Genomic DNA, 25,653 nt, shown 5'->3' on the forward strand with positions numbered 1-25,653 from the left:
AAAGCAATGAAACTGCATATCAAAGGCGGCCGCCTGATCGACCCGGCCAACGGCATCGACGCCCAACAGGATCTGTACATTGCGGCGAGCAAGGTGGTCGGTGTCGGCCACGCGCCGGCGGATTTCCATGCCAACAAGACGCTCGACGCGACAGGCCTGGTGGTGTGCCCGGGCCTGATTGACCTGTCCGCGCGCCTGCGTGAGCCGGGCTTCGAATACAAGGCCACGCTCGAATCGGAAATGGCTGCGGCGATGGCCGGTGGCGTGACTTCGCTGGTGTGCCCGCCGGACACCGACCCGGTGCTGGACGAGCCGGGCCTGGTTGAGATGCTGAAGTTCCGCGCGCGCAACCTGAACCAGGCGCACGTGTATCCGCTCGGTGCGCTGACGGTGGGCCTCAAAGGCGCGGTGCTGACCGAGATGGCCGAGTTGACCGAATCGGGCTGCGTAGGCTTCTCGCAGGCTGACTCGCCGATCATCGATACGCAGGTCCTGATGCGTGCAATGCAATATGCGCAGACCTTCGGCTTTACCGTCTGGCTGCGCCCGGAAGATCCGTATCTGGGCAAGGGCGGCGTGGCTGCAAGCGGCCCGCTGGCTTCGCGCCTGGGCCTCTCCGGTGTGCCGGTGATGGCCGAGACTGTGCGCCTGCACACCATCTTCGAATTGATGCGCAGCACGGGGGCGCGCGTGCATCTTTGCCGCCTGTCGTCTGCTGCGGGCATCGATCTCGTGCGTCGCGCCAAGGCCGAAGGCCTGCCGGTGACGTGCGATGTGAACGTCCACCATATTTCTCTGACTGACGTCGACATCGGCTACTTCAATTCGCAGATGCGCTTTGTACCGCCGCTGCGCTCGGGCCGCGATCGTGACGGTATCGTGCGCGCGCTCGCCGACGGCACCATCGACGCAATCTGCTCGGATCACACGCCCGTGGATGACGACGAGAAGCTGCTGCCGTTTGCCGAAGCCACGCCCGGTGCGACCGGCCTCGAAACCCTGCTGCCGCTCACGCTGCGCTGGGCTGCCGAGCACAAGGTCGAACTGTCGAAGGCGCTGGCGCGCATCACCAGTGAGCCGGCTCGCGTGCTGGGGTTGCAGGCGGGCTCGCTGGAGGTCGGTGCGATGGCTGATGTGTGCGTGTTCGATCCGGATGCGACATGGAAGCTGGAGCCGCGCACGCTGCGCAGCCAGGGCAAGAACTCGCCGTATCTGGGCTTCGAGCTGGCCGGCCGCGTACGTGCCACGATGGTTGCAGGCCATCTTGCCTATGACGGGCATTGATCAACGCGTGACAAGCGCGCCCACCGAGATGCGCACGCCGCAGCGCAGGCATGTGCTGCGCAAACTGCGATTGCTCATGCATCTGGCGGAAGGCCTGATCACCTGCGCGCTGCTGTTCTGGTGGGTCAAGCCCGAGACCAAACGGACGCTGATCCAGCGCTGGTCGCGCAAGTTGCTCGCGCTGTTCCGCGTCTCGCTCGTCGTGCATGGGGAGCAGGTTGCGGGCAAGGAGCTGGCGGGGTCCATGCTGGTGTCCAACCACGTGTCGTGGATCGACATCTACGCGATCAACAGCTGGTACCCGCCGCGCTTCGTTGCCAAGTCGGAGATTCGCAGTTGGCCCGTGATTGGCTGGCTGTGCGCGCAGACCGGCGTGCTGTTCGTCGAGCGCGCCCGCAAGCGCGATGCGCACCGCATCATGCATGTCATTGCCGACGCGATGCGTTCAGGCGATGCCATTTGCGTGTTTCCCGAGGGCACGACGTCGGACGGGCTGCAGCTGCTGCCGTTCCACGCCAACCTGTTTCAGGCGCCCGTCAGCGCTGGCGCACCGATCCGCCCGCTGGCGCTCCGGTATCGCATTGCCGAGACGGGCGCGTTGACGACCATTCCCGCGTATATCGGCGATCTGTCGATGATGGACACAATCAACGCCATGCTGAATGGGCCGCCGTTGGTGGTGGAAGTTCTTGTAGGCCCCGCCGTGGCCCCGGAGATGGACCGCCGCGCGCTGGCCGCACATAGCCAAGAAGCCGTTGCGACCCTGATTGCCCGCGCGGGCTAAGTCGAACTGTTACTTCTTCTTGTGTGCGAGCGGGTCCTGCGCCTGTTCGCAATCCACCTGGACCACGTCACGTCCCGCCGGGGCCAGCGACAGCTTTGCCGCTGTCAGCTTGCCGCCCCACACGCAGCCAGTATCCAGGCCCATCACATCGTCGCGCATCACCAGTCCGCGCGTAGACCAATGCCCAAACACGATGGGTGTGCCGCGCGTGCGGCGGCCCGGCACGTCGAACCACGGCATGTGGCCATCCGGCGCGCCGTCTGCATCCGTCGTTTCGAACTCCATCGTGCCGTCGGGCTTGCAGAAGCGCAGGCGTGTCAGCGCGTTGATGGTCAGGCGCAGGCGGTCCATGCCGACGAGATCGTTGCTCCACTTGTCCGGGTGGTTGCCGAAGGCGTCAGCCAGGAAGGTTTTCCAATGTGGGCTGCGCAGCTCCCGCTCGACGGCGCCGGCGAGTTCCAGCACGTCGCCTGTCGTCCACTGCGGCAGGACGCCGGCGTGCACCATCAGGAACCCGTTTTCGAAGATGGCCAGCGGCTGGTGACGCAGCCATGTGATGAGTTCGTCGCTATCGGGCGCGGAGAGGATGTCGGCGATCGTGTCTCGCTTGCCGGGTTTGCGCACGCCCGCAGCTACCGCCAGCAGGTGGATATCGTGGTTACCGAGGACGGTGCGTGCGCGCCCGGCCTCGCAAAGCGCGATGACTTGGCGCAGCGTGGCGAGCGACTCTGGGCCGCGGTTGATGAGGTCGCCGACGAAGCGAAGGGGGGTGTTGGCGGGGAGAGCGGCCAGCAGCGACTGGAGGGGGGAGCAGCAGCCTTGGAGGTCGCCGATGGCGTACGAGGCGAGTGACGCGCTTGTCATGTGCAGTGAAGGGCCCGCGTGGCCCATAACGAGACGTCAAGGTCTCCGGTGTTACAACGCGCTACAAAAAGATCGGGCCGTTTAGGAGGGGTAACCCTAGGGTCGGATAGAATACGCCACTTCTCATTACATTTTAACAAAGTCCGTTGCCCTTTAATCGGGCAGGCTCGGACCAAGCCGCGTATAGAGACACGCGACAAGGAGCACAGAGGTTGTCCAATATTCTCGTCACGGGCGGTGCCGGCTTCATTGGCGGTAATTTTGTTCTGAACTGGCTGGCAAATCCGAGCGCTGATGGCATCGTCAACGTCGATAAGCTGACCTACGCGGGCAATCGCAAGACCCTGGCTGCCGTGGAAAGCGACCCGCGCCACGTGTTTTCGCACACGGATATTTGCGATCGCGCCGAGCTTGATCGCCTGTTCCAACAGTACAAGCCGCGCGCCGTGGTGCACTTCGCTGCCGAGAGCCACGTGGACCGTTCAATCCATGGCCCCGGCGAATTCATTCAAACCAATATCGTCGGCACGTTCACGCTGCTCGAAGCAGTCCGCGCCTATTGGGCCGCGCTCGACGCCGACGCCAAGGCGGCGTTCCGCTTCTTGCATGTTTCCACCGACGAAGTGTTTGGATCGCTCAGCGCTACGGACCCGCAATTCTCGGAAACCACGCCATACGCCCCCAACAGTCCTTACTCTGCTTCCAAGGCAGCCTCCGACCATTTAGTGCGCGCATATCACCACACGTATGGCCTGCCGGTGCTGACCACGAATTGTTCCAACAACTACGGGCCGTACCATTTCCCGGAAAAACTGATTCCGCTGATTATTACAAACGCACTCAGCGGCAAGCCGCTGCCGGTGTACGGGGATGGTCAAAACGTGCGCGACTGGCTCTACGTAGGTGACCACTGCGCGGCGATCCGCGAGGTGCTCGCACGCGGCCGTCTGGGCGAGACCTACAACGTGGGTGGTTGGAACGAGAAGTCCAACCTAGACGTCGTGTACACACTGTGCGATCTCCTCGATGAGCTGAAACCTAAGGCAACGGGTTCGTACCGCGATCAGATTACGTTTGTGAAGGATCGCCCCGGCCACGACCGCCGATATGCCATTGATGCGCGCAAGTTGGAGCGCGAGCTTGGCTGGAAACCCGCCGAGACCTTTGAGACGGGCCTGCGCAAGACCGTCCAATGGTATCTGGATAATCAGGTCTGGGTGCAGGACGTGGTGTCGGGCGAGTATCGCAATTGGGTGGCGAAGCAGTATGGCTGATTACGGTACAACGGGGAGACCGGTAATTTTGCTGACTGGCGCACGGGGCCAACTCGGTTTCGAACTGCGTCGGGCTCTGAGCTTGTGGGGCGATGTCGCGGCGCTGGATCGAGCGAGTCTCGATCTGGCGGACGATGTTCGGATCGCCGAAGTCATGCGAAGCCTGCGGCCGCGAATCGTTGTGAATGCAGGTGCCTACACGGCGGTTGACCGGGCTGAATCAGAACCTGAGCTCGCACGCAAGATCAACGTGGAAGGGCCTGCGGCGCTCGCTCAGGAAGCCGCGCGGCTGGGCAGCTTCTTGGTCCACTATTCGACGGATTACGTATTTGATGGTGCGAAAGAAGGGTGGTACCGCGAGTCAGATCGGCCTGATCCGTTGTCGGTGTATGGGAAAACGAAACTCGAAGGCGAGCGTTGTGTTGAGGCGAGTGGCGCGTCGCATGCCGTGATCCGTACAAGTTGGGTGTTCGGCCTGCATGGCGCCAACTTTCTGAAGACGATTGTCGGCACTGCGATGCGCCGCGATGCGTTGTCGATCGTGGCGGACCAGTTCGGCGCGCCAACACCCGCGTCACTGATTGCGGATATCACGGCGATTATGGTCGCGCGTTACCTTGCTGCCCCAGATAGGTTTCCGTCGAGTGTCTATCACGCTGCGGCGTCGGGCGAGACGACATGGCACGCGTATGCTGACTACGCATTGCGCGTGCTGCGAGCGAAAGGGGTGGCATTGCGCGTTGCGGAAGATGCGGTCCGTCCGATTCCGATGAGTGAGTATCCGAGCGCCGCGCCCCGACCGGCAAATTCGCGGCTGGATACGACAAAATTGCGGGAAACCTTCGGCATCGCATTGCCGAATTGGAAAACTGGCGTGGATTACGTTATCGAGCAGCTAGTCGAAACCGCCCAGGTCATGGCCTAACGTCGTTGTATTGCCCCATCTAGAAATCTCATGAAACGTAAAGGAATTATCCTGGCAGGTGGATCGGGCACACGCTTATATCCGATCACCCGATCGGTATCTAAGCAATTGCTGCCGGTCTATGACAAGCCAATGATTTATTACCCTCTTAGCACGCTGATGCTCGCTGGGATCAGCGATATCCTGATTATCTCAACACCACAGGATACACCGCGCTTTTCGGACATGTTAGGTGATGGTCATCGCTGGGGCCTCAATATCGGTTATGCCGTGCAGCCGACACCTGATGGCCTCGCGCAGGCATTCATCATCGGCCGTGATTTCATTGGCAACAATCCGTCTGCACTGATTCTCGGTGACAACATTTTCCACGGCCACGACCTTCACGCACTCTTAGCGGGCGCGACGTCTGCAGAAAGTGGGGCAACCGTGTTCGCCTATCACGTCCATGATCCCGAACGTTATGGTGTCGTCGAATTTGACGAATCGTTCCGGGCGATATCGCTAGAGGAAAAGCCAAAGGCGCCCCGTTCCAACTACGCGGTGACGGGCCTGTATTTCTATGACAACCAAGTGTGCGACATCGCCTCGACTATTCGGCCTTCGGCGCGTGGCGAGTTAGAGATCACCGACGTTAACCTTCACTATCTGCGTGCACAGCAGTTGAACGTGGAGATCATGGGGCGCGGTTATGCTTGGCTCGACACCGGTACCCATGATTCGCTACTGGAAGCGTCGACGTTTATCTCCACGCTGCAGAAGCGCCAGGGTTTGATGGTGGCATGTCCTGAGGAAATCGCATATCGCAACAAATGGATTTCGGTGGACGACCTCGGCCAGCTTGCGCGCGAACTTTCTAAGAACGAGTATGGCCGTTACCTTAGTCGGCTGCTCAAGGAGGCGGTAGCGTGAATTTCACCTTTGAAGCGACTGCGCTGCCCGAAGTCTTTGTGCTGGAACCTAAGTGCTTTGGAGACGCGCGGGGCTTTTTCTATGAAAGCTTTAACGCGAAGGCCTTCAAGGAAGGTACCGGCGCAGACAGGGAATTCGTTCAGGACAACCATTCTCGCTCGGCGAAGAACGTACTTCGTGGGTTGCATTATCAGATCAAGAATCCCCAAGGGAAGCTGGTGCGGGTTGTCGCTGGGCGCGTGTTCGACGTGGCCGTTGACATTCGTCGCAGTTCGCCAAATTTTGGACGTTGGGTTGGGGTTGAGCTGTCGGCGGAAAATCGCAAGCAGCTATGGGTGCCTGAGGGATTTGCGCATGGCTTCGTCGTGCTTTCAGAGTATGCCGAATTCCTGTACAAGACGACGGACTATTACGCACCTCAGTATGAGCGTTCGCTGCTCTGGAATGATCCGGCGCTGAAGATTGATTGGCCGATCATTGAGGGTGAGCCGATTCTCTCCCAGAAGGACCGGCAGGCGCTTACGTTGGCAGACGCCGAAACATTCGAGTAACACCAAGGAAAAATTAACTATGGCCATTCAACTATTTGTTCCGCACTTCCGTGTTGACGAGTGCCTTGAGGCAATTCGCGAGTGCCTAGAAAAGGGCTGGACAGGGCTGGGTTTCAAGACAAACCAGTTCGAAGAGGCATGGAAGACATACACCGGCTTGCCGTATGCGCACTTTCTAAGCTCTAACACGGTCGGGCTCCATCTGGCCTTCGAACTGTTCAAAACAAAGTATGGCTGGGCAGACGGCGACGAAGTGATCACGACGCCGCTGACATTTGTTTCATCGAACCATGCCATTCTTTACTCGAATCTGACCCCGGTATTCGCCGATGTCGATGATTCGCTGTGTCTTGATCCTGCAAGCGTAGAAGCGCGCATCACGGACAAGACGCGTGCTGTCATTTTTGTCGGTATCGGCGGCAACGTTGGTCATTACGAGCGCGTGCTGAAGCTGTGCCGCGAGCGTGGCATCAAGGTCATTCTGGACGCCGCACATATGTCCGGCAGCCGCGTCGATGGCAAGCACGTTGGCCATGATGCGGACGTGACAGTCTTCAGTTTCCAAGCGGTGAAGAATCTGCCGACTGCGGATTCGGGGATGATCTGCTTCAGCGACCCCGACGACGATGTCCGCGTGCGCAAGATGAGCTGGCTTGGTATCAACAAGGACACGTATGCTCGCACTGCGACACAGGGCGCCTATAAGTGGATGTATGACGTCGAGGAAGTCGGCTACAAATATCACGGCAACTCGATCATGGCCGCGATTGGTCTGGTGCAACTCAAGTACCTCGACAACGATAACGCATACCGTCGCCAGCTCGCACGTTGGTATGAGGAATTGCTGTCGGAGCACGCGAACATTCGTCTGATACCGATTACGAAGAATTGTGAGTCGTCGCGCCACCTGTTCCAGATCCGCGTCAAGAACAGGGACGAGCTGATGCTGGCTCTGAACGAGCACGAGATCTACCCTGGGGTCCATTACCGTGACAACACCGAGTACCGCATGTATGCGAGCGGCAAAGGCAACTGTCCGAACGCACACGCCGCGTCCAACGAAATTCTTTCGTTGCCGATGCACATGGGTGTCTCCCGCAAGGACATCGAGCAGATCGCCGAACTGATCGTCCGTTACGCGGCATGAAGCGCGCGCACGAACCGTACGTGCATGGACGCATCCGACTGCGCTTGCTTGCTGAGGACGATCTCCAGACGACGCTCGAGTGGCGCAATCGGGATGGAGTGCGAGAGCAATTCAAGAGCTCCGATCTGCTCACGTATACGCAGCATCACAGTTGGTTCGTGCGCTACACGGAAAAGCCGGATGATCTCGTATTCATCGCTGAGTTGGCTGACACCGGTGAGCGTGTCGGCCAAGTCGCCATCTACGCGATTGATCATGGAACCCGTGTGGCGGAGATCGGCCGTTTTGTCGTATCGCCTGATTTCCAAGGGCGCAAATTGATGAAAGAGGCGATCGACGTGCTGATGCGGTTCGCGGCCCGCGAACTGGCACTGACGTCGGTCTACCTTGAGGTGCTTGAATCGAATGAGCGTGCAGGAATGCTGTATCGGAAGCTCGGCTTCGAGGAGCGGGGCCGAGTCAATGGCCTGATTCGCATGGAACGGAGAATCGATGATTACGTATAACAGTGCTAGTGCGAACTCGACGATGAAGGAGTTCGTCAGTGCTGCGAAGTTGTGGCGTGTGTGGCTTCACATGGGGTTCCAGGACGTCAAGAGCCGGTTTCGTAGTTCGGCCCTTGGGCCGGGCTGGATTCTTGTCAATCTTGCGGCGGTAGTCGGCGCAGTTGGGTTGATCTACGGTCGGCTGTTCCACCAGCCATGAATGAGTTCCTTCCGTTCTTGACGCTCGGCATCGTGATTTGGACATTCATCACGTCGTCGCTTGTCGAGGGTTCGATGGCATTCGTTGTTGCAGAGGGCTACATCAAGCAATTTCCTTTCCCGAAACCGATTTATCTGTATCGGGCACTTGTCCCGTATACGGTCGTATTTACGATCGGGCTTGTTGTCTACTTTGTAGTCGTTGCGTTCTATCAGCGCCACGTCGGATGGGGCGCACTATGGGCAATCCCTGGATTCGCTCTGTTTCTCGCCATCAACTTCTTTCACGTCGTGATTGTTGCGCACGTCGGCGTCCGTTTTCGCGATCTGCCGCACTTGCTAGGCAGCCTGATGCAGATTGCGTTCTACATGACGCCGGTGATTTTCACCGTTGCGATGCTGAAAGATCGCGGGTTATCGTTCATTTACGCGTTTAATCCGCTCTACTACCAGATCGAAATCATGCGCTACCCGCTTCTTAACAGCGAGGCGCCGCCGCCTGAAGTCATCATCGTGGCGCTCGGCTATTGTGCAGTGGTGGGCACTCTTGCGATCGTCGTTGTTAAGAAGATGTCGCGGCGGATCGTGTACGTACTATGACGTCAAACTTGAATATCAGCCTGCGCAATGTGGGCGTTAGTTTCGATGTATCCGCGCGCCAGGATAGTCTCAAGTCTGTCGTGCTCAATGCCCTGCGAGGCAAACGCTCATCTGGTTCCCACGAGAAGCGTTTTGTGCATGCGCTCAAGGACGTCAATCTTGAGATCACACACGGCGAGCGCGTAGGGCTGATTGGCCTGAACGGGGCGGGCAAGAGCACGATTTTGAAAGTGATGGCGGGTATCTACCCGCCGACTTCGGGCGAGGCGCAGATCGATGGTCATGTGTCCGCGATGTTTGAGCTTGCGACGGGTTTCGAAATGACCCAAACAGGTTGGGACAACATTCGCATTCGCGGCATGCTGCTCGGCCTCACGCCCGCGCAGGTGGAAGACCGCATCGACCAGATCGCTGAATTCTCCGAGCTTGGCGAATTCCTTGACTACCCTGTCAAGACTTATTCGGCCGGTATGTTTATTCGCCTCGCCTTCTCCGTTTCCACTGCGATCAACCCAGAAATTTTGCTGCTAGACGAAGTGATGGGCGCCGGCGACGTCCAGTTCGCGAACAAGGCGAAGAAGCGGATGTACGAGTTTATGGAGCAAGGCAAGATTTTGGTGTTCTCTAGCCACAGCCTCGAAATGCTTCAGTCTTTCTGTGAGCGGGTAATTTGGCTTCGCAAGGGCGAGGTTGTGATGGATGGGCCGGCGAAGCGTGTGCTTGAAGAGTACGAAAGACGATCAGGGCAGTAACCGGCCAACGTGAGGGAAAGCAGGTTGTACGGAACCTAGTGTGGTGTATTGAAGGAATGGTGATTAATGAAAGTCGAAACAGTAACGCGTGATACATGCTGGTTTGCTGAGCAGGAGCGCTCGCAACCGGACGTATCCGTGTTGCTGTATGTAGGTGAGACAGGTGTGCAGCAGCTTGCGCGTAGCGTCGAATCAGTGCTGACGCAGACGCTTACTGCCGTCGAACTTATCGTTGTTGACGATACCGCCGACACGGCAGTCGCAGAATGGCTCGATGGCAAGCGCAATCGCGATCCGCGCATCGCATTGGTTCGCCGAGCTAAACCGATCGGTATTCCAGCTGTCGGTTGGATAGAGGCCTTTGCGCATGCCCGGGCACCCTGGATCGTCATCGCCAGAACGAGTGACGAGTTTTATGAGGATGCGCTCGAAGGGCTGCTGAACAGTGCGCGTGCCTACGCCGAAGCGATTCCGTTTGGCTTCGTAGAGACTGCAGTGCGTGACGAGGCGACCGGTAATACGACGAAAGTCTCGGCTGGAGGCGGCGGTGGCGTCTCCATGACCGTGCTGCGCACCCGCAACTTCATTGCGCGCCACGCGTTGTTGATTCCGCGCCGAGCAATTGAGACGCTCGGCTTCGTTGATCCGCACGTGCTTCTCCGCCATGCGGCCGAATGGGATTTCTGGCGCCGACTGTCTGACTGCTTTGAATTGAAGGCTGTCGATGTCGCAGTCGGGGTCACACGTGCGGTGGTGCCGGATACGGAGTTAGACGGCTGGGCGCTCGAGGAATGGATGCGGACGCCCCGTAATGATCGGTTGCTGCCCGGCCGTGTTGGGGCCTACGATCTGACCGCCTCGAATCCGGCGCACACTTGGGCAACGCGGGACGTTTGCACAGATCTCGCCACGCGTCTGGCAGATGGCAGTTCGGCTCTGGACCCACGTTCGGTGGGCAGCACGGACGGCTGCATCTTGATCGTGACTGTGCAGTACGACGCGTCGACCGCGCTTTACTTCGACATGCTCCCAGCGCCCTGGCGGCATCGCGTACGCGTCGTCATTAACGGTCCCGGGTCCGATTTCAGTGCACTCGCGCGTGCGACTGCGTTGATCGTGTCGCGTGCTATCCGGTGCTACCGCCCTTGGCTCGATGCAGCACGCGAGCTGGGTGTGCCGACCTATTACTTCCTCGATGACAACATGCCAGTACTCGCCGAATTGGGCGAGGCTAGCCTGAGCGGCGAGGATTTCACACCCCAGGCGATGCGCAAGGATCTGCGCTTGTTCGATGGCGTGTTGCTGAGTAGCGAGCCTCTGATCACGTATTTTCGCGAACGTAACCTGCATGCGCGGCTGCTGCATTTCCCAGTAGCGTGTGCAGATATCGAAAGCATGCGGGCCCAGCTAACCACTGGACGACGTGCAGCCAATGACGATGAGTTCGTGTTCGCTTTCATGGGCGGCCTGCACCGTTCGAATGCCGTGTGGGCAGTCATTTTGCCGGCGCTCGTCAAGATTGCTGAAGAAGGATACCGCATCCATTTTGTCGCGCCAGGCAGCGGCAGTGATGCGAGCATGCTCGAAGGGTTGCCGTCGACCATGCGCGTGACGCTATTGCCGTGGGACCCTGGTTACGCATTCGCGCTGCGGCGTTTTGCGGCGCTGACGCCAAATTACCTGCTGCTTGCGCCGAGCAAGACGCCCAATAACTCATACAAGACGCTGCACCCGTTGTTGACGGCAGCGCTCGTTGATGCAGTCGCCGTGCTACCCCGCATCGATCCTTACGTGGCGATAGAGGACGGCTCGATTGCGTTGATGGTTGACGAGCCGTTTGAGTGCGACGGGTGGTATGCGGTATTGCGCGAAATTGTCGAGGGCCGTACCAATGCTCAGGCGATCAAACAAGCTAACGAGGCGTTTTGCCGCAGCGCATTTTCGGGCGTGCCGAATGCTTCCGCACTGATGGAGATCGCCTCAGAAGCCCGCGGTGTGCCTTCTTGGCCAGGGCAGTCACGCCGTTTCGACGCGCTTACGCGAGCAGCTCGCGAGCTCGGTTATGACGCTGCTGCGGATAGAGCGTGGGCGAGTAGCCTGGAGGAATTGCATGCGTTGCGCCATATGCGGCGATATTCGTGGCGACATCGTGTGCTGTCGCGGCCATCGGACATGTGGGAGTACTGCGGTCCCGCCTTCTGGCCACTCAAGCGCGATACCGCCAAGTATGGCTGGCGTCGTCGTGGCGGCACGCTCGAGTTCAGCGATAGCCTGCACTGGCTCCCGTATCGCGATTATGACGTTGCGTTACCTGCCGGCATGCTCGGTGGTGTCGCATTCGCGTTCGCGACCGACGGTCACCGTTCTGGCAAGGCGACGGTCGAATTGATTTCACCAACTGGTCAGTGTGTTGCGCGGGCCGAGCGCGACTTGGCACGGGCGGACCTGAGTCAGCCGCTGCGTTTCATGTTCGCCCCCGTCGAAATCGTCGAAGGGACGGTCTGGCGCATCCGGGTGCGATGCCGCACGTCGATGCCAGTGTACGTCTACGAGATCGTGAATCGCCGCCGCCTCGGCATGTTCTATGGGCCGCCGAGCCCGTTTATGGAGATCCTCCCGCCAGATCCTCGTGCAAGGCGGGGTCTGCTTCCGGCGGTCGACATGGACGCTCGTCCAGACGCGCCGCTGATCGACATCAAGTTCGTTGTCGAAGGCGATATCCCAACCAACCAGATCATCCAGCGGCTCATCGTGGAAGCGCTCGGCGATTGCGGCGAAGTCACGCGGTTGCTGCTGCCTCAATTCACCCCCGAAGCGCTCTATGAAGGAGGGCTCGTTGTTCTCAGTCGAACGGCAAGCCCCGCGTCGCTGCCGATGCTCGACTGGATGCGCATGCACGGGATGCCCTATGTCTACTACATCGACGACAATTTCTGGGAGTTGAAGGGTGACTCTCGGATCGCGCAGTTCTATCAGAGCGCGCCTGTCCGGCACACGCTGGATAGGTCGATTCGAGAAGCCAGTTATGTCGTCGTGAATGCGCCGCGGCTCGGCGAGTACATTAAGGCGCGCTATCCGAAGGTTCGGATCGTCCAGTTGAATGCGCCGTTTGATTTTTCGCTGATCGATGATCTGCCGGCGCCGACTAAGTCTGCGGACGAAGTGCGCGTGGGCTTTGCGGGTAGCATTACCCGGGCGGACGATTTCATCGAGATCCTCCCCGCTCTCAGGCGCGTGCTTGATACCTATGCACACGTTACGCTCGTGTTCTTCGGCTATTGCCCACCCGAACTGATTGGAATGGAGCGGGTCACGTTTGTGCCACACGTGGCGTCGTATTCTGACTTCATCAAGATGAAGGCATCGTACGGTCTCGATATTGGTCTCGCGCCGATGGCCGATCTCGCGGCGAATTTATACAAGACTAACAATAAGTACCGCGAATATGGCGCGATGCGAATCGCCGGCATCTACACGAACACATCACCGTACAAGGAGAGCGTGACCAATGGAGTAACCGGCATGCTGGTCGACCATAGCGCCGACGCATGGTATCTCGCTCTGGAGAAGCTGATCGTTGACACAGCGTTTCGCAGGCAGATCGCGGAGGCAGCTTATACGGACGTTCGAACACACTATGCACAGGACGTCGTAGCGAAGCAATGGAAGGATTTCCTGCAGAGGGCCGCTGGCGAGTTGCGATCTGCAGACGTTTCGATGAAGACCGGCCGGGCAAGTGTCGCGTTTATAAGAATCCGACGCTGGCTTGGGCATACGAAGATTCGCGCGCTGGTCTGGCGTGCGCGGATTAAGGCGCAAATCGTACGTGCCGGAACATGGTTCAACCGCGTACGCAGTTAATGCGCGAAAGCCACGCCATCAAGCTTGATTGAGCATTCCTGTTTCTGGATTCTTAGCTCGAGGTATTAGATAGAAATGCCGGTCACAGTGCGAGAGCCAGGTAGCCATGGCGCCAGCGTTGGCGCAGTTGTTGTTAGCTACCACCCGGACTTTGTTGTATTCAATACGCTTCTCGAGGCGCTATCCGGGCAAGTCAATATTATATATGTGGTCGATAATGGGTCTGGCGAAGCGGCTCTTGAGGGGTTGCGAGCCCTGATTACAGGCAAAAACGTTGAGGTAATTGCTCTTCCAACTAACCGCGGAATAGCGGCGGCGCACAATATCGGGATTAGCCGCGTTGTGGAGCGAGGTCTTAAGTATGCGCTCCTCTTCGATCAGGATAGTGTCCCAGCGCCAGATATGGTGGTGCGTCTTGTAAGCGCTCACCAGAGCCTTGATGATCAGGGCGCGAACGTGGCGGCGGTCGGCCCTGTCTCGGTGGACCAACGAACTGGGACTCTGGGGAATTTTGCCCGCATTCGGGCTGCTAGTGTTCAGCAAGTGCCGTGTGCCGACACCGATGATGTTATGGAAGTAGATTTCCTGATTTCATCTGGATGTCTGATTCCTATTGATGCCCTCAATGCCATCGGAGGCATGAACGAAGATTATTTCATCGATCATGTCGATACAGAATGGTGCATTCGTGCGCGCGCCGCCGGCTGGCAGCTGTTTGGCGTATGTGGCGCGAAGCTGTCGCACGCGTTGGGTGACAGGGTAGTACGAGTTTGGCTCGGCCGGTGGAGGGAGGTGTCAGTGCACTCACCTTTGCGTGACTACTATATGTTTCGCAACACCGTGCTGATGCTGAGGCAAGTCCCGATGGCATGGAGTTGGCGTGTTGCGCATCTGCGGCGTATCGTGCTGTTTTTTATATTTTTTGGCTTGATAATTGCGCCTCGTCGAGAGCGGATCGCAATGATGATGCGAGGTATCTGGCACGGCCTTATTGGACGGATGGGAAATTACTGAGAATCTATTGTCCTCTTCTGAACAGCAATGCCTAGGGGCAAGAGAATGGACTGCACGCCGCTATCTGCGTGTGCAGCTCTTCCGCAGTCAGTAAGGTTGCGGAAACGACGCTAAACATCTAAGTGCTGCAATCTTTTCGTCGGCACCTGGCAAGGTTTCTTTCAATCATGAGCCCTCGCCCTATGGTCCTAGATCATCTTCCGGGGGGAATTCCCGTGAGTAAACGGTGATCGTGGCGGGGCCATAGTCCACTTTTCTGGCTGCTGTCGATATACCAAGCAGCGTTCATGTGCAGCGGCTCCTTTTGCGATTATCGAGTAATTTCCTTCGGTGTTGAAAAAAATTCCTTAATTTTTGCACGGATAACGCGCTTGGTAGCCATTTTACATTCAGTAGATTTGATTTCTGGGGAAGAATCGCGTAGCGTGCCTTCGGGTCCTTCAGCGGCCGTCGGATAGAATTTTGGGCCCGAGATGTAACGTAACGACTTAGACGCGATATCACTGACAGAAAATGAGAATTTTAGCGATTTCCCCGACGTCCGGATTGAGCGGCGTCGACCAGACCTTCCGCTATCTTTGCACGGGCCTCGCGTCGATGGGCGCTGAGGTCACTGCTGTACTTCCGCCAAACGCCGAAACTAAGAATGATCTTATAGTCGGAGGCGTTGATGTCGAGGAGGTCCGTCATATGCACTGGTGGTTTCCGGTTGGATTCTCAGACGAAGATGTCTCGCGAGCTGTCGATCGGTCTCGGATTAACGTCCGACAACTCCTGCGTATCATTTCTCAAATTAATCCCGACGTTGTTATCAGCAATACCAGTGTTTCGCTCGACGGGGTCATGGCAGCCATGATTTCGGGGACACCTCACGTAACACATTTGCATGCGTTATTCGTGGATAATATTTTTACGCAAATGTCGGCCAGCTTCAAAAATGCTGTGTACGGACTTCTCGCGGGCCCAGGTTCGGCAATGGTGGTTCCCGCAGCCGAAATAAAAAGACAGATCGCTGAACTGGTGCCGCACAGCGTCGACCATATCTTCCCAATTCCGAATGGAATCGACGTCGAACGGTTCCGCCCGGCTCAGCTGCAGCCGTCTGGAGAAACTCGCATCGTTTCTCTTGGTCACTTTAATGATAACAAGAACCAGTTGATGCTGGTAGATGTTGCGCGCGAAATGAAAGAGCGGGGCGTCGACAACTTTAAGTTTGTCTTGGCAGGGCCGGCTGAGACCGTCTATCTTTCGATGCTTCGGAACCGCATCGACGACAACAATGTCACGAACTATTTTGAAATATTGGACGCGCAGTCTGACGTTCTTCCCTTACTGCAATCGTCGCATATCTATACGAATAGCTCGACGACGGAAACCTTTCCCGTTTCTGTACTGGAGGCGATGGCGTCAGGTCTTCCATGCGTTTGCACCCCGACAGTGGGTGCTCGCGAAATTGTTGATTCTGGTGTAACTGGCTATATTGGCCAGAACGTTCGCGAGTTGGCCGACCACCTTATTATGCTCATCAACGATCCTGGAAAACGCAACGATATGGGTCGTGCAGCGCGGGCGAAAATCGAAACACTGTACTCGTCGGAAGTCTTCGCGCGTAAGTTCTTTGACGTCGTGCGACGCGTTGCCGGCTCAAATAGCCTTCGGCCTACACCGTGGCTTGGTAAGGTTTTTTTTGGGAAGCCGTTGCATTTTGACGTTGGGGACGTGAAACGTATTGCAATCATCATTCCGGATTGGTCTCTTACGTCTTGTGTGCTGTTAATTAAAAAGCCTTTCGAATATATCAAGGAAAGAAATTTCGATATTGATGTTTCGGTGTATTCGTACGGCGAAATTCAGAATATCAATTTGGACGAAATTGATCTTCTATACGTCTTTCGTCTATATGTCGATCCTGTTCCTACCCTGGTGAAGCAGGCGAAGTTGAAAGGGATTCCTATAATTTTCGAAACCGATGATAATTACTTTGCTCTGAAATTTGAAGCAGGTGAGGTTGTGCACGGCTCCGTGAGTAACCCGGCGTTGGAAAGCGTATTGGAGGACGCTGACACAACAATTGTCTATTCTCCGACAATGCAAGAGGATGCACTTCGCTTTACGAAATGTGTCACTCGTCTCCGACCGTATCAACTCATCGGCGACACACCGGCCAAGGGCGATAACGGGCAAATAATCGGCTTCATGGGGACGCTGAAGAAGGACGTGGATTTCGAATTTATCGTTCCTGCTCTGCAGCGCTTACTGGAGGAAAGGCCGCACCTACGACTCGAATTCTTTGGTTTCGTACCGGATGCGTTGAGCAACAATCCACGCGTATCTCAGAAGCCGTTCGACCCAAATTATGATAGCTTTATTCGGTTCTTCCGTAGCCGTCGATGGACGGTCGGTTTGGCGCCGCTGGCCGATAATGCATTCAATCGTAGCAAAACAAACAACAAGTATCGCGAGTATTCGGCCGCCGGATATGCTGGCGTGTATTCGAATGTGCCGCCGTACGCAGACTGCGTCATTGATCAGGAAACGGGATTGCTGGTCAACAACGACACTGAAGCTTGGTACGACGCTATTGTTCGGCTACTCGATGATGCAGAGTTGCGATCGAAGATAATCGACAGCGCTTATGATGACGTTAAGAAAACCTATCGATTCAAGGATCATGTTAATAGTAAGCTTGAGATTGTTAGAAAGCTTCTTGACTCGAGGGCCAGGGAGGGCGCCGGTTTAGAAGCGAGGTTCTCGCGCGCTGCAAGGATGGAAAGAACGTGGTCGGCTAAATCCACTAGTCGTCTTTGTTGGCCGGTTACTATTTCAGGAAGACCTTTCCATTCCCTGGTGATGAGTTTTAAGGGGGTGATTGCGGGTATTGAGCTGATTCCGCTTGATTTCATAAAATCTAGCGATTCGGAGATCGGCGTTGAGGTCGTGTACGAGAACGAGATCATCGCTCACGTAACTAAACCCACCGTAAGCATGGAAAGAAAGGAGCTAACTTCGTTTGCCTTTGGTAAGCCTGTGGCCGTTGATGGGGTAGTCGAAATCAGAGTATTTGCGCGATCTCCTGTTGCAAGGACGAAGATAATGGGTGTACTGGGTCGGCGTGGACCTAGGCCTCTGCTGGCATTGTTGCACTAGAAAAACGACCCCTTCATTCAGGGGGGGTGAGCACGGCACCATCTATTTGATTGCAAGGCGCAAAGGCCGGGGAGCATTTTCTGCGGCGGGTCAAGCGAGCCCAAAGGCTCGCAGCCGCATGTGACGTCTTCCTATTCGAGCACTGTAAGGTCCCATCAGCAACTGGGAAAGATATGCCAACAGGCACGCCTCAATAGGCTGGATCTGCGGCGCTAACATCCTCCGTTGGTCCAATCACATCTTGGCAACACGTGAACATTGAGGTTGGCCGCAGCTTCGATTCGTTTTTTAACGTTGATCAATGGCGTCATATCTCACGGGCTTCGTGAGAACTGAAATCGACGATGAGATACTGCTCCTGCGGGGAGCGCCGCTATCAAGCCGACCTCCTCATCCTCTAGGTTTGCAGCAATCCGCTCCTCGCCGAGTTTCTTCCCTCAATGTGAGGCAACGATTCCCCACTGACCCGCGCTGTGCAGAATCAGTTGCGTAGTTCCGGCGCGGCGCATGACAATGCGCATACAACAGAGCGGATTGCGCCAAACCAGACACTCGCAGGTGTATATCACTGCAATCTGCACGGGCTGAGAATTTTGTCTGTGTACCCCGCAAACTTTGCTACACCCTTTGGCTGGTATTTCGCCGGATGGGCACCCCACGTACTTGAGCAGTGATTTGATTGATATGTCCAATATTGGTGTCCGGGACGGTGATGCCGGAGACCACGAAAGCAGTGTCCCGGAAATCACCATCTCCATCGTGAGCCACCGCCAGGCTGCCTTGGTGAGACCGCTGCTCGCGCAATTGCGTGCATTGAGCGCCAAGGCCTCTCTACACGTCATCGTTACGCAGAATCTGCCGGAAGATAGGATTCCGGTCGAGGAATCGGACACATTTCAGGTGACATGGCTCGTGAACGCAGTGCCCGCAGGTTTCGGCGCAAACCATAACGCAGCGTTTGCGCACTGCCAATCCAATTGCTTCTTGGTGCTGAACCCAGATGTCAGGCTGGGCGACGACAGTGTTCTGCGCCTCGTTTCCCACCTCGCAGAACACCCGGGTGTCGTGGGGCCGCGTGTTGTGACGCCCTCGGGCAGTCTTGAGGATAGTGCTCGGCGAGTCCCCACTCCAGCGCGACTGGTTAGGCGCTGGCTACTGCGACGGTTCGAGCCGGATTATGATGCATCGATTCAGTTCCAGCCCGTCGATTGGATTGCTGGCATGTGCATGGCGTTCGATCGCGACAGCTTTTCGAGTGTGGGGGGGTTCGACAACCGGTTTCATTTGTATTGCGAGGATGTGGATATCTGTCTGCGGTTGCAGCTGTCAGGACTCCAGGTTTCCTGGCTGCAATCGGCCGTTGTAGTGCATGATGCGCAACGGGCAAGCCATCGCAAATGGCGTTACCTCGTCTGGCATCTGCAGAGCATGGCTCAGCTAATGACGTCGGTTGCCTATTGGCAGTTCCGCCTCCGCGGGCGACATTTTTCCTAATTCGATCTTCTATGTTCGACTTCTTTTGGGTGCCGGCAACCTCGGCCCTGGTGACGGTGATCGCTGTCTTGCTGCTGCGCCCTCTGGCCAAGCGCGGTGGTCTGCTGGACCGTCCGGGCGGCCGCAAGCGCCATGATGGCGATGTCCCACTGGTTGGCGGTCTTGCGATTCTGATCGCAGTGAGCGTTGGAGCCATTCTTTTTATGCGATCGCAGGGCTATTACGTTGCCTTGTTTGGTGGCTTGGGTGTTTTGGCTTTTGTTGGCTTGATCGATGATCTCAAAGGAATGTCTCCTTTGACCAAGCTCGGTGCGCAATTGTTCGCCGGTGTATTGATGACTTCGTGGGGCGGGGTTTTCCTGATGTCGCTGGGCGATCTCTTGGGAAAACGGGATGTCGATCTCGCAAACTGGGGGATCCCGCTGACGCTATTTGCAGTAGTCGCTGTTATCAATGCGGTCAATATGTCGGACGGGCTTGATGGGCTCGCCGGCGGGTTGTCTGCCATCGTAGTGGGCTGGCTCGCTTATCTTGCGGGGGAGGTCGGTAACAACGCCGCTCAGCGGATCTGCATGGTACTAGCCGGCGCGCTGGTTGGCTTCCTGGTGTTCAACATGCCTAACCCGTTGCGCCGCAGTCGGCGCGTATTTTTGGGGGATGCCGGAAGTCTTATGCTCGGCTTGGCGATTGTCTGGTTTGCGGTCGAGTTGTCGCAGCGTGCGTACAATTCCGGACGGCATGTGCCGCCTGTCGTGATGCTGTGGGTGGTCGGGGTGTTACTGATCGATTTGCTTGCCGTGGTGACGCGTCGCGTGTTTTCCGGACGGAACCCTTTGTCGGCCGATCGAACACACTTGCATCACATCCTTTCACGTATGGGTATGTCGCAGAATGCGGTTATCTGGGCGATTCTGGGTGGTAACGCAATCCTAGGTTTGATCGGCGTGGTGGCTTGGAAGCTTGGTGTGCCAGAGTCTTGGATGTTCCTGTCACTGCTCATTTTGACCGTGCTACATCTATTGATCATGAGCAACGCGTCGCTGTTTTTGCGCCGCGGGCGAAGGCTCTTTTCACGATGGCATAGGTAAGTCAGTGCTTCTGTAATCAACGCCCGCGCAATAGCCCTTTCATCATGCTAAAAGCGGTAGCAATCCATAGGCGTATCGAGCGCTGGGCCAACGCCTCCTTCAGGAGGATGCCTGCCGTCCCGTAATAACCCTCCCTTCGCCCCTTGGCTTGGCCCTGATGCACTCGATAGCGCAACAACGGCTCGGCCAGATTGGCGAACCTGATAGATGGGTCGCGCATAAGACGCAACCACAGGTCAAAGTCCTCGCAATATCTGACGCCTTCATAGCCACGGGCCCGTAGCAAAATTTCTTTACGAACCATTACGGTTGGGTGACAAAGCGCAAGGCGAAAAGGGAGAGCGCGACGAATGGCTAGGTCGGTTACTGGCAGCTTGCAAATACCGGATTCCGCGCCGAAGCGCTCGAACCAACTGCCTACCACGGCGACGTCCGCATGCGCATGCAGAAACTCCAATTGTTTCTGCAAACGCTCTGGATGCGCAACGTCGTCAGCATCCATACGAGCCACATACGCCCCCCTCGCTTGCATCAGCGCATAGTTGAGATTGAACGGCAGTTGTGCAATGCTGGTCTGGAACGCACGCACGCGTGAGTCGGTGCTGGCGACTTCTTGAATGACATGCCATGTCCGGTCGGTGGATCCATTCTCGACCACGATGCATTCAAGAGTGAGGTGCGACTGATGCAGAATGCTCTCGATCGCTTCCGCGATGTGCGCTTCGGCGTTATGCGCGCATAGCAGTACGGAAATCAATGGCGAGTCGGATGCCTGCGTGTCGTACATGATGGAAGCACGGTTGCTTGCGGTGAGTGGTGCGTGTCAGCGTGCACCAAACCCGGTCAGGATCGTCTGGATGGTTTTCGCGCCAATCAACAGATCGAGGGCCAAGGAGCAATGTTTGACGTAATACAAGTCATAGCTCAGTTTGGTTACTGTTTCCTCGTCGTTGCTCACATAGCCCTGTTGGACCTGTGCCCATCCTGATAATCCCGGGCGCACGAGATGGCGATACGGATAGAACGCAATCGTGTCTGAAAAGCGTTTGACCATAGGGACCTGCTCTGGCCGAGGGCCGATCATGCTCATGTCGCCCTTCAGGACGTTCCAGAGTTGTGGTAGTTCATCAAACCGATATTTGCGGATCAAGCGACCTACGCGCGTAACGCGTGGATCGGCGTCCGCTGCAAACTGAGCTGGCGCGGCTTCATCCATTCTCATGCTGCGGAACTTATACATTGTGAACGGGGCACCATATAGGCCGGCGCGCGCTTGCCTGAAGATCGCTGGCCCCGGCGACTCCAGTCGAATCGCAAAGGCCACGACGAGCGCTAGCGGTAAGGCAATAGGGAGCAGTACCAAAACGGAGGCCACGTCGATGATGCGTTTCATGAGGCCGTAGAAATAGTGATCTGCGTAGTCGTCCAGGAAGTTGTCGTCGATATGTGAGAGGCCGACGCGACCGGTCAAGAGTTCCGATAGCTTCTCGATCGAATAGATGCGGACGTGGCTTAGTTTGAGCCGGGCCAGGGTGCGTGTACGTTCCGGGTCGGAGGCGGAGAATCGGTCGACCAGTAGACCGTCACAGCCGACGGCTCCGTCCAACGATTCCAACTGCCGCAACTGACAAGATGAGCGCGCAGCCCGTGTGCCGGCTGCCATGAGCAATTGTTGCAGATGGTCGAGGTCGCTTTGGTTGGTATACCCGTAGACCGGAACGTATTGTTCTACGTAGTTGCGGTAGCCCTTCTGTATCCACAGCAGAGTCGTCACGTAACCCAGGAGGACGGCGCCTCGAGAGTAGTCCAAGTGGAATATCGCAAATAACACTAACAGGCAGATGAACGGCACCAATGTGACCGTCACCACAATACTGTTGCCCTCGATAGGCGGAATGTGAAGCGTGTTGTCTAGCAGTACAAAGGAGAGCCAGTAGGGGGCCATTGTCCAGAGAACCGTTTGTGCGAACACTGGCGTTACCCAACCCAACTGGTGAGCGAACATCGCTATAGCGAGATTGAGCGCGATGGTCACGTGGCCTGCGATCGCCCAGCCGAACATCCGGCCGCGTCGCCTGGCGGTCTCCGATCCGGTCGAATGGAACATGCGTGAGAGGAAGTTCATGGCAGACGACGGACTGGCAATTGTGACCTGCGTTGGTGTTGCGAGTCTTGCAAGACTTGCTGGTAGAGAGAGTAGGTACGCTCGACCATGTCGGAAGCGTTGAATAGCGTTTCGTACCGGCGCCGCGCGGCCGCACCGAGGGATTGCCTAAGTTCCGCGTGGGTGCAGAGTATATGTAGCGCATCTTGAACCGCGATTGTGTCATGGTGGTTGACCAGCCACCCAGATTCTCCATGCACGATTAACTCGCGAATACCCGGTAGGTCGCTGGCTAGTATGGGCAATCCAGCTCGCATCGCTTCCAGGATAGAAATCGGCAGGCCCTCATGGTCGGATAAGAGGACGAACAGCTGTGCCGTGGCCAGGACTTCGTGAACATTCTGGATATTGCCGGTGAATATCACTGGCACGGTGCACTCTGCTGCAAGCACTTCCAGGCTGGCTCGCAGCGGTCCGTCGCCAACCAGAACCACGGAGGCGTGCGAGGGGAGGGCCCCGCTGGCGGCTGCCCGAATTAGTACATCCGGACGCTTCGGCGCCGCCAACCTCGCGGTCATGATGACCCGGGTGAGTGTCGATCCGGCATTGCCCCGTGGGCCGATATCGCAAATACCGTTGCGGATTACATGAACCCGTGTTTGCCGAATCGGCAGAGCTGAGGCCATGCGGGCCTCAGCTTCGGATACGCAGATCATCTGGGTCGTCAACGGCGCCAGAATGAACTCCGCCAGTCTGGCGGCCCAACGTTGAGGCCATGGTGCAGCCGCCTTGAATCCGAACCCGTGAACGGTGTAAATGACCGGTATTTTCAGGCGGGCGCCCACTAAACGTGCAACCGCACCCCCCTTTGCGCTGTGCGCATGAATCAGGTCTGGCCGATTCGCACCCAGTACGGTACTCACACGCCGTACCGTACGCAGCAAATGGATAGGGGACAGCGAGTTGTTCAACGCGTCAATGCGACACGTGGCAGCCCCCTGCGCGGCCATTTGCCCGAATAGAGGGCCTTCGCCCCCTGCTAGGAGGACGGCATCGAGGCGGTCGCATATACCAGCATAGAGATCGCGTACGTGCGTTTGCGCGCCGCCGATCTCACTTTCCGTGATGACATAGGCCACTCGTGGCCGCCGCTCAACTGACATGCTCACGACTTGAACAGTCGAACCGGCGTCAGCAGTTGCTGTTTCACCCACGCACGTAACTTGTACTGCCACGGAATCCAACTGCCGTTGAAATGGTGCATGCTGTACGACCCAGGCCGGTAGTTGCAGAATGTATGGGTCGGATAGATATGTAGGTCGTCGCCAACGACCTGTTCAATGTCATCTAAGCGTACGCCATGGCGCTCGATCAGGTTGGCCGTGATTCGGCGGGTATTCGTGTAGAGCGATGCCGAGCCGTCCTTGCTCGAGAGAAACGCTGCCTCGTCGTATTCACCGAGCAGTTCACGAATCCACGGGTGATCTTTCTCGGCACCCATCACCGCGGTGATAGGCGAGAGCGCGCCCTTGAAGTTTTCGAAGCCGGTGAACGCCCGGTGTCCAAGAAAACGGTCGAATGAGCGGAATACTTCGACGTCGGTGTCCAAATAGATGCCGCCTTGCGTAGCTATCGCATGGAGCCGCACATAGTCGGAGACAAACGCCCACTTGCGTGCGTTGTACGCTTGTCTTACATAAAGGTTTGCCTCAACATCAAAGCGCTGCTCATTCCATTCCACGATTTCGTAGTCGGGGAGGTGACGGCTCCAGGAGGCCATGCACTGTTCGATCAGCGCGCTCTTGGGGGCGCCTCCGAACCAGCAGTAGTGGATAGTTTTCGGAATCATGCCTGCGGATCGGAAGATAACTTGCGGACGACTATAACCAGCGCAAGGAAATGGACGAGATAGGCCCCGAGGCAGCTTGCGAGCATGCCGTGGGCGCCATGGAACCTTCCGGCGGTCGCTGCGAGGCCAAGATATGCCAGAGTCCAGGTAGCATTGCATACAGCGGCGGCCCGCATGGCGTTGTGTGTGACTAGGAAGTTGCCCAGCAGCCCGTTGATCGAGAAAAAGAAACCCGTGACGGCTGCAATACGGAAGATGTCCGCTGCGTCTTGAAATTTGGGGCCATAGAGCAGCGCGATCGACGGTGCAATCATGACAAATGCAATACAGAGCAACATGATGCCGGTGAGCACGGGGAACACTCCGCGGTGTGCCCAAGCCATCATCGCCCGGCTCCCTTGCTGATGCATCACGCTGGTCAGCATAGGGAGTAGGGTGCCGGCCAGGGCCGTAGGCACGAAGGCGATCAGTTGTACCCAGAGCAGGCCCGTCTGGAACCAACTGACCTCGATGGCGTTACGCCCGACAGAGTCGAGGATCAGCAGTGCAACTGTGTGAGCAGGAAAAACCACGAGCGTTGCAGCGGATGCAGGGATAAAGAAGCCTGCAATGTCGCCCAGTGCCCTCCAGGCTCCCGTCCACTGCAAGTACATGCCATGCGATTTCAACAGGCGCCCGAGCATCAGGTGATTAAGGAACGCGACAAGCATGTTGCCGGCGACCCACGCCAGTAGAAATGCGGAAAATGAGCCTGTGCGCGCTATGGCGAACTGTAGTGCCAAGCTTGCGGCACCCGACAGCGTTTGCACCAGCGCCGAAGTGCGAAATGCTTGCAAACCGGCAAATATGCCACCCTGCACGCTGATCAGCACAGTAGTGATCAGCAGGCCGCTGAGCGCGACGATCTGCCCGTATTTGGTTTCGTCTTTGAGCAGCAGACCGGCAATCGGCTCACTGGATACACACAACAATAGCGCGAGCATGGCGCTGCACGTCACGCTGCCCAACAGGATGCCGGACATAACCTTGCTGCAACGTTGCTTGTCGGTGGCGGCCAGTTCGGCGGTAAAGCGCGTGGCCGCGAGCCCCAGGCCAAACGAGGCGACGGTGAACAACGTCGTCAACGCGTTCTGCAGGGTGTTGAAGTCGGCGTACTCGGAGTTGGTCAGCAAGTGGGCAAGATAAATGGACAGCGCCAGGGAGACGCCTCGATAGACCGCGTTGGCCCAAAGGTTCCAGAACGTGCCTGCCATCAAGCGGGTGAGTGCTGGGCGGGAGGTGGTGGTCTCCGGCTGCATG

General features: G+C 57.2%; 21 protein-coding genes. 15 read left to right on the plus strand and 6 right to left on the minus strand.

The window, feature by feature from the left end:
• The first annotated feature begins 6 nt into the window (after window positions 1–6).
• Together FUT88_RS17105 and FUT88_RS17110 are read left to right on the plus strand one after the other, a co-directional pair.
• Complete coding sequence (locus FUT88_RS17105) at window positions 7–1,284, plus strand: dihydroorotase (protein WP_147216867.1); 1,278 nt, start codon at window positions 7–9, stop codon at window positions 1,282–1,284.
• Window positions 1,271–2,068, plus strand: a complete 798-nt coding sequence (locus FUT88_RS17110; protein ID WP_147216868.1) for a lysophospholipid acyltransferase family protein — start codon at window positions 1,271–1,273, stop codon at window positions 2,066–2,068. The genes FUT88_RS17105 and FUT88_RS17110 overlap by 14 nt, the downstream gene beginning before the upstream one ends.
• A 9-nt stretch (window positions 2,069–2,077) precedes the next feature.
• Here the strand turns inward: FUT88_RS17110 and FUT88_RS17115 are convergent, their stop codons facing one another.
• Window positions 2,078–2,932, minus strand: a complete 855-nt coding sequence (locus FUT88_RS17115; RefSeq protein WP_147216869.1) for a symmetrical bis(5'-nucleosyl)-tetraphosphatase — start codon at window positions 2,930–2,932, stop codon at window positions 2,078–2,080.
• 212 nt (window positions 2,933–3,144) lie between these two features.
• On the opposite strand from FUT88_RS17115, the gene rfbB reads away from it, so the two are divergent.
• From rfbB to FUT88_RS17180, 13 genes are all read left to right on the plus strand, one after another.
• Window positions 3,145–4,206 carry a dTDP-glucose 4,6-dehydratase gene (gene rfbB, locus FUT88_RS17120; RefSeq protein ID WP_147216870.1) on the plus strand — a complete coding sequence of 354 codons (1,062 nt, stop codon included), beginning with the start codon at window positions 3,145–3,147 and terminating at the stop codon, window positions 4,204–4,206.
• Window positions 4,199–5,131, plus strand: a complete 933-nt coding sequence (rfbD, locus tag FUT88_RS17125) for a dTDP-4-dehydrorhamnose reductase (protein WP_147216871.1) — start codon at window positions 4,199–4,201, stop codon at window positions 5,129–5,131. Before rfbB ends, rfbD begins: the two co-directional genes overlap by 8 nt.
• 30 nt (window positions 5,132–5,161) lie before the next feature.
• Window positions 5,162–6,043 carry a glucose-1-phosphate thymidylyltransferase RfbA gene (rfbA, locus tag FUT88_RS17130; RefSeq protein WP_147216872.1) on the plus strand — a complete coding sequence of 294 codons (882 nt, stop codon included), beginning with the start codon at window positions 5,162–5,164 and terminating at the stop codon, window positions 6,041–6,043.
• Window positions 6,040–6,594, plus strand: coding sequence for a dTDP-4-dehydrorhamnose 3,5-epimerase (rfbC, locus tag FUT88_RS17135; protein WP_147216874.1), 555 nt, complete (start codon window positions 6,040–6,042; stop codon window positions 6,592–6,594). Before rfbA ends, rfbC begins: the two co-directional genes overlap by 4 nt.
• A 19-nt stretch (window positions 6,595–6,613) precedes the next feature.
• A complete protein-coding gene (locus FUT88_RS17140) occupies window positions 6,614–7,741 on the plus strand; it encodes a DegT/DnrJ/EryC1/StrS family aminotransferase (protein WP_147216876.1) in 1,128 nt (375 codons plus the stop codon).
• Window positions 7,738–8,247 (plus strand): GNAT family N-acetyltransferase, encoded by a 510-nt coding sequence (locus FUT88_RS17145; RefSeq protein ID WP_147216878.1) that lies wholly within the window; start codon window positions 7,738–7,740, stop codon window positions 8,245–8,247. Before FUT88_RS17140 ends, FUT88_RS17145 begins: the two co-directional genes overlap by 4 nt.
• Before the next feature lie 195 nt (window positions 8,248–8,442).
• Window positions 8,443–9,045 (plus strand): ABC transporter permease, encoded by a 603-nt coding sequence (locus FUT88_RS17150; protein WP_147216880.1) that lies wholly within the window; start codon window positions 8,443–8,445, stop codon window positions 9,043–9,045.
• A gap of 8 nt (window positions 9,046–9,053) precedes the next feature.
• Window positions 9,054–9,797: an ABC transporter ATP-binding protein gene (locus tag FUT88_RS17155; protein ID WP_261797201.1), complete on the plus strand. Its 744-nt coding sequence runs from the start codon at window positions 9,054–9,056 to the stop codon at window positions 9,795–9,797.
• Between the two features lie 66 nt (window positions 9,798–9,863).
• A complete protein-coding gene (locus tag FUT88_RS17160) occupies window positions 9,864–13,658 on the plus strand; it encodes a glycosyltransferase (protein ID WP_147216884.1) in 3,795 nt (1,264 codons plus the stop codon).
• Between the two features lie 75 nt (window positions 13,659–13,733).
• A complete protein-coding gene (locus tag FUT88_RS17165; protein ID WP_147216886.1) occupies window positions 13,734–14,672 on the plus strand; it encodes a glycosyltransferase family 2 protein in 939 nt (312 codons plus the stop codon).
• Window positions 14,673–15,218: 546 nt separating this feature from the next.
• The gene (locus FUT88_RS17170) at window positions 15,219–17,819 is read left to right on the plus strand and encodes a glycosyltransferase family 4 protein (protein WP_186829322.1); all 2,601 of its coding nucleotides are present in this window, start codon (window positions 15,219–15,221) and stop codon (window positions 17,817–17,819) included.
• 684 nt (window positions 17,820–18,503) lie between these two features.
• The gene (locus FUT88_RS17175) at window positions 18,504–19,313 is read left to right on the plus strand and encodes a glycosyltransferase (RefSeq protein WP_147216993.1); all 810 of its coding nucleotides are present in this window, start codon (window positions 18,504–18,506) and stop codon (window positions 19,311–19,313) included.
• A gap of 11 nt (window positions 19,314–19,324) precedes the next feature.
• A complete protein-coding gene (locus tag FUT88_RS17180; RefSeq protein WP_147216890.1) occupies window positions 19,325–20,401 on the plus strand; it encodes an MraY family glycosyltransferase in 1,077 nt (358 codons plus the stop codon).
• 16 nt (window positions 20,402–20,417) lie between these two features.
• On the opposite strand, the gene FUT88_RS17185 is transcribed toward FUT88_RS17180, so the two are convergent.
• Genes FUT88_RS17185 through FUT88_RS17205 form a run of 5 tightly spaced genes read right to left on the minus strand, consistent with a single transcriptional unit; the run spans window position 20,418 to window position 25,652 of the window.
• Window positions 20,418–21,188: a glycosyltransferase family 2 protein gene (locus tag FUT88_RS17185; protein WP_147216892.1), complete on the minus strand. Its 771-nt coding sequence runs from the start codon at window positions 21,186–21,188 to the stop codon at window positions 20,418–20,420.
• 36 nt (window positions 21,189–21,224) lie between these two features.
• The gene (locus tag FUT88_RS17190) at window positions 21,225–22,526 is read right to left on the minus strand and encodes an exopolysaccharide biosynthesis polyprenyl glycosylphosphotransferase (protein WP_261797202.1); all 1,302 of its coding nucleotides are present in this window, start codon (window positions 22,524–22,526) and stop codon (window positions 21,225–21,227) included.
• Window positions 22,523–23,644: a glycosyltransferase gene (locus FUT88_RS17195; RefSeq protein ID WP_261797203.1), complete on the minus strand. Its 1,122-nt coding sequence runs from the start codon at window positions 23,642–23,644 to the stop codon at window positions 22,523–22,525. Before FUT88_RS17195 ends, FUT88_RS17190 begins: the two co-directional genes overlap by 4 nt.
• 26 nt (window positions 23,645–23,670) lie before the next feature.
• A complete protein-coding gene (locus FUT88_RS17200; RefSeq protein ID WP_186829323.1) occupies window positions 23,671–24,354 on the minus strand; it encodes a glycosyltransferase family 32 protein in 684 nt (227 codons plus the stop codon).
• Complete coding sequence (locus tag FUT88_RS17205; RefSeq protein WP_147216898.1) at window positions 24,351–25,652, minus strand: oligosaccharide flippase family protein; 1,302 nt, start codon at window positions 25,650–25,652, stop codon at window positions 24,351–24,353. The genes FUT88_RS17200 and FUT88_RS17205 overlap by 4 nt, the downstream gene beginning before the upstream one ends.
• Window position 25,653: the final 1 nt, after the last annotated feature.

Origin of the sequence: Ralstonia sp. TCR112 (assembly GCF_007997035.1) — a bacterium.
Lineage (GTDB): Bacteria > Pseudomonadota > Gammaproteobacteria > Burkholderiales > Burkholderiaceae > Ralstonia > Ralstonia edaphi.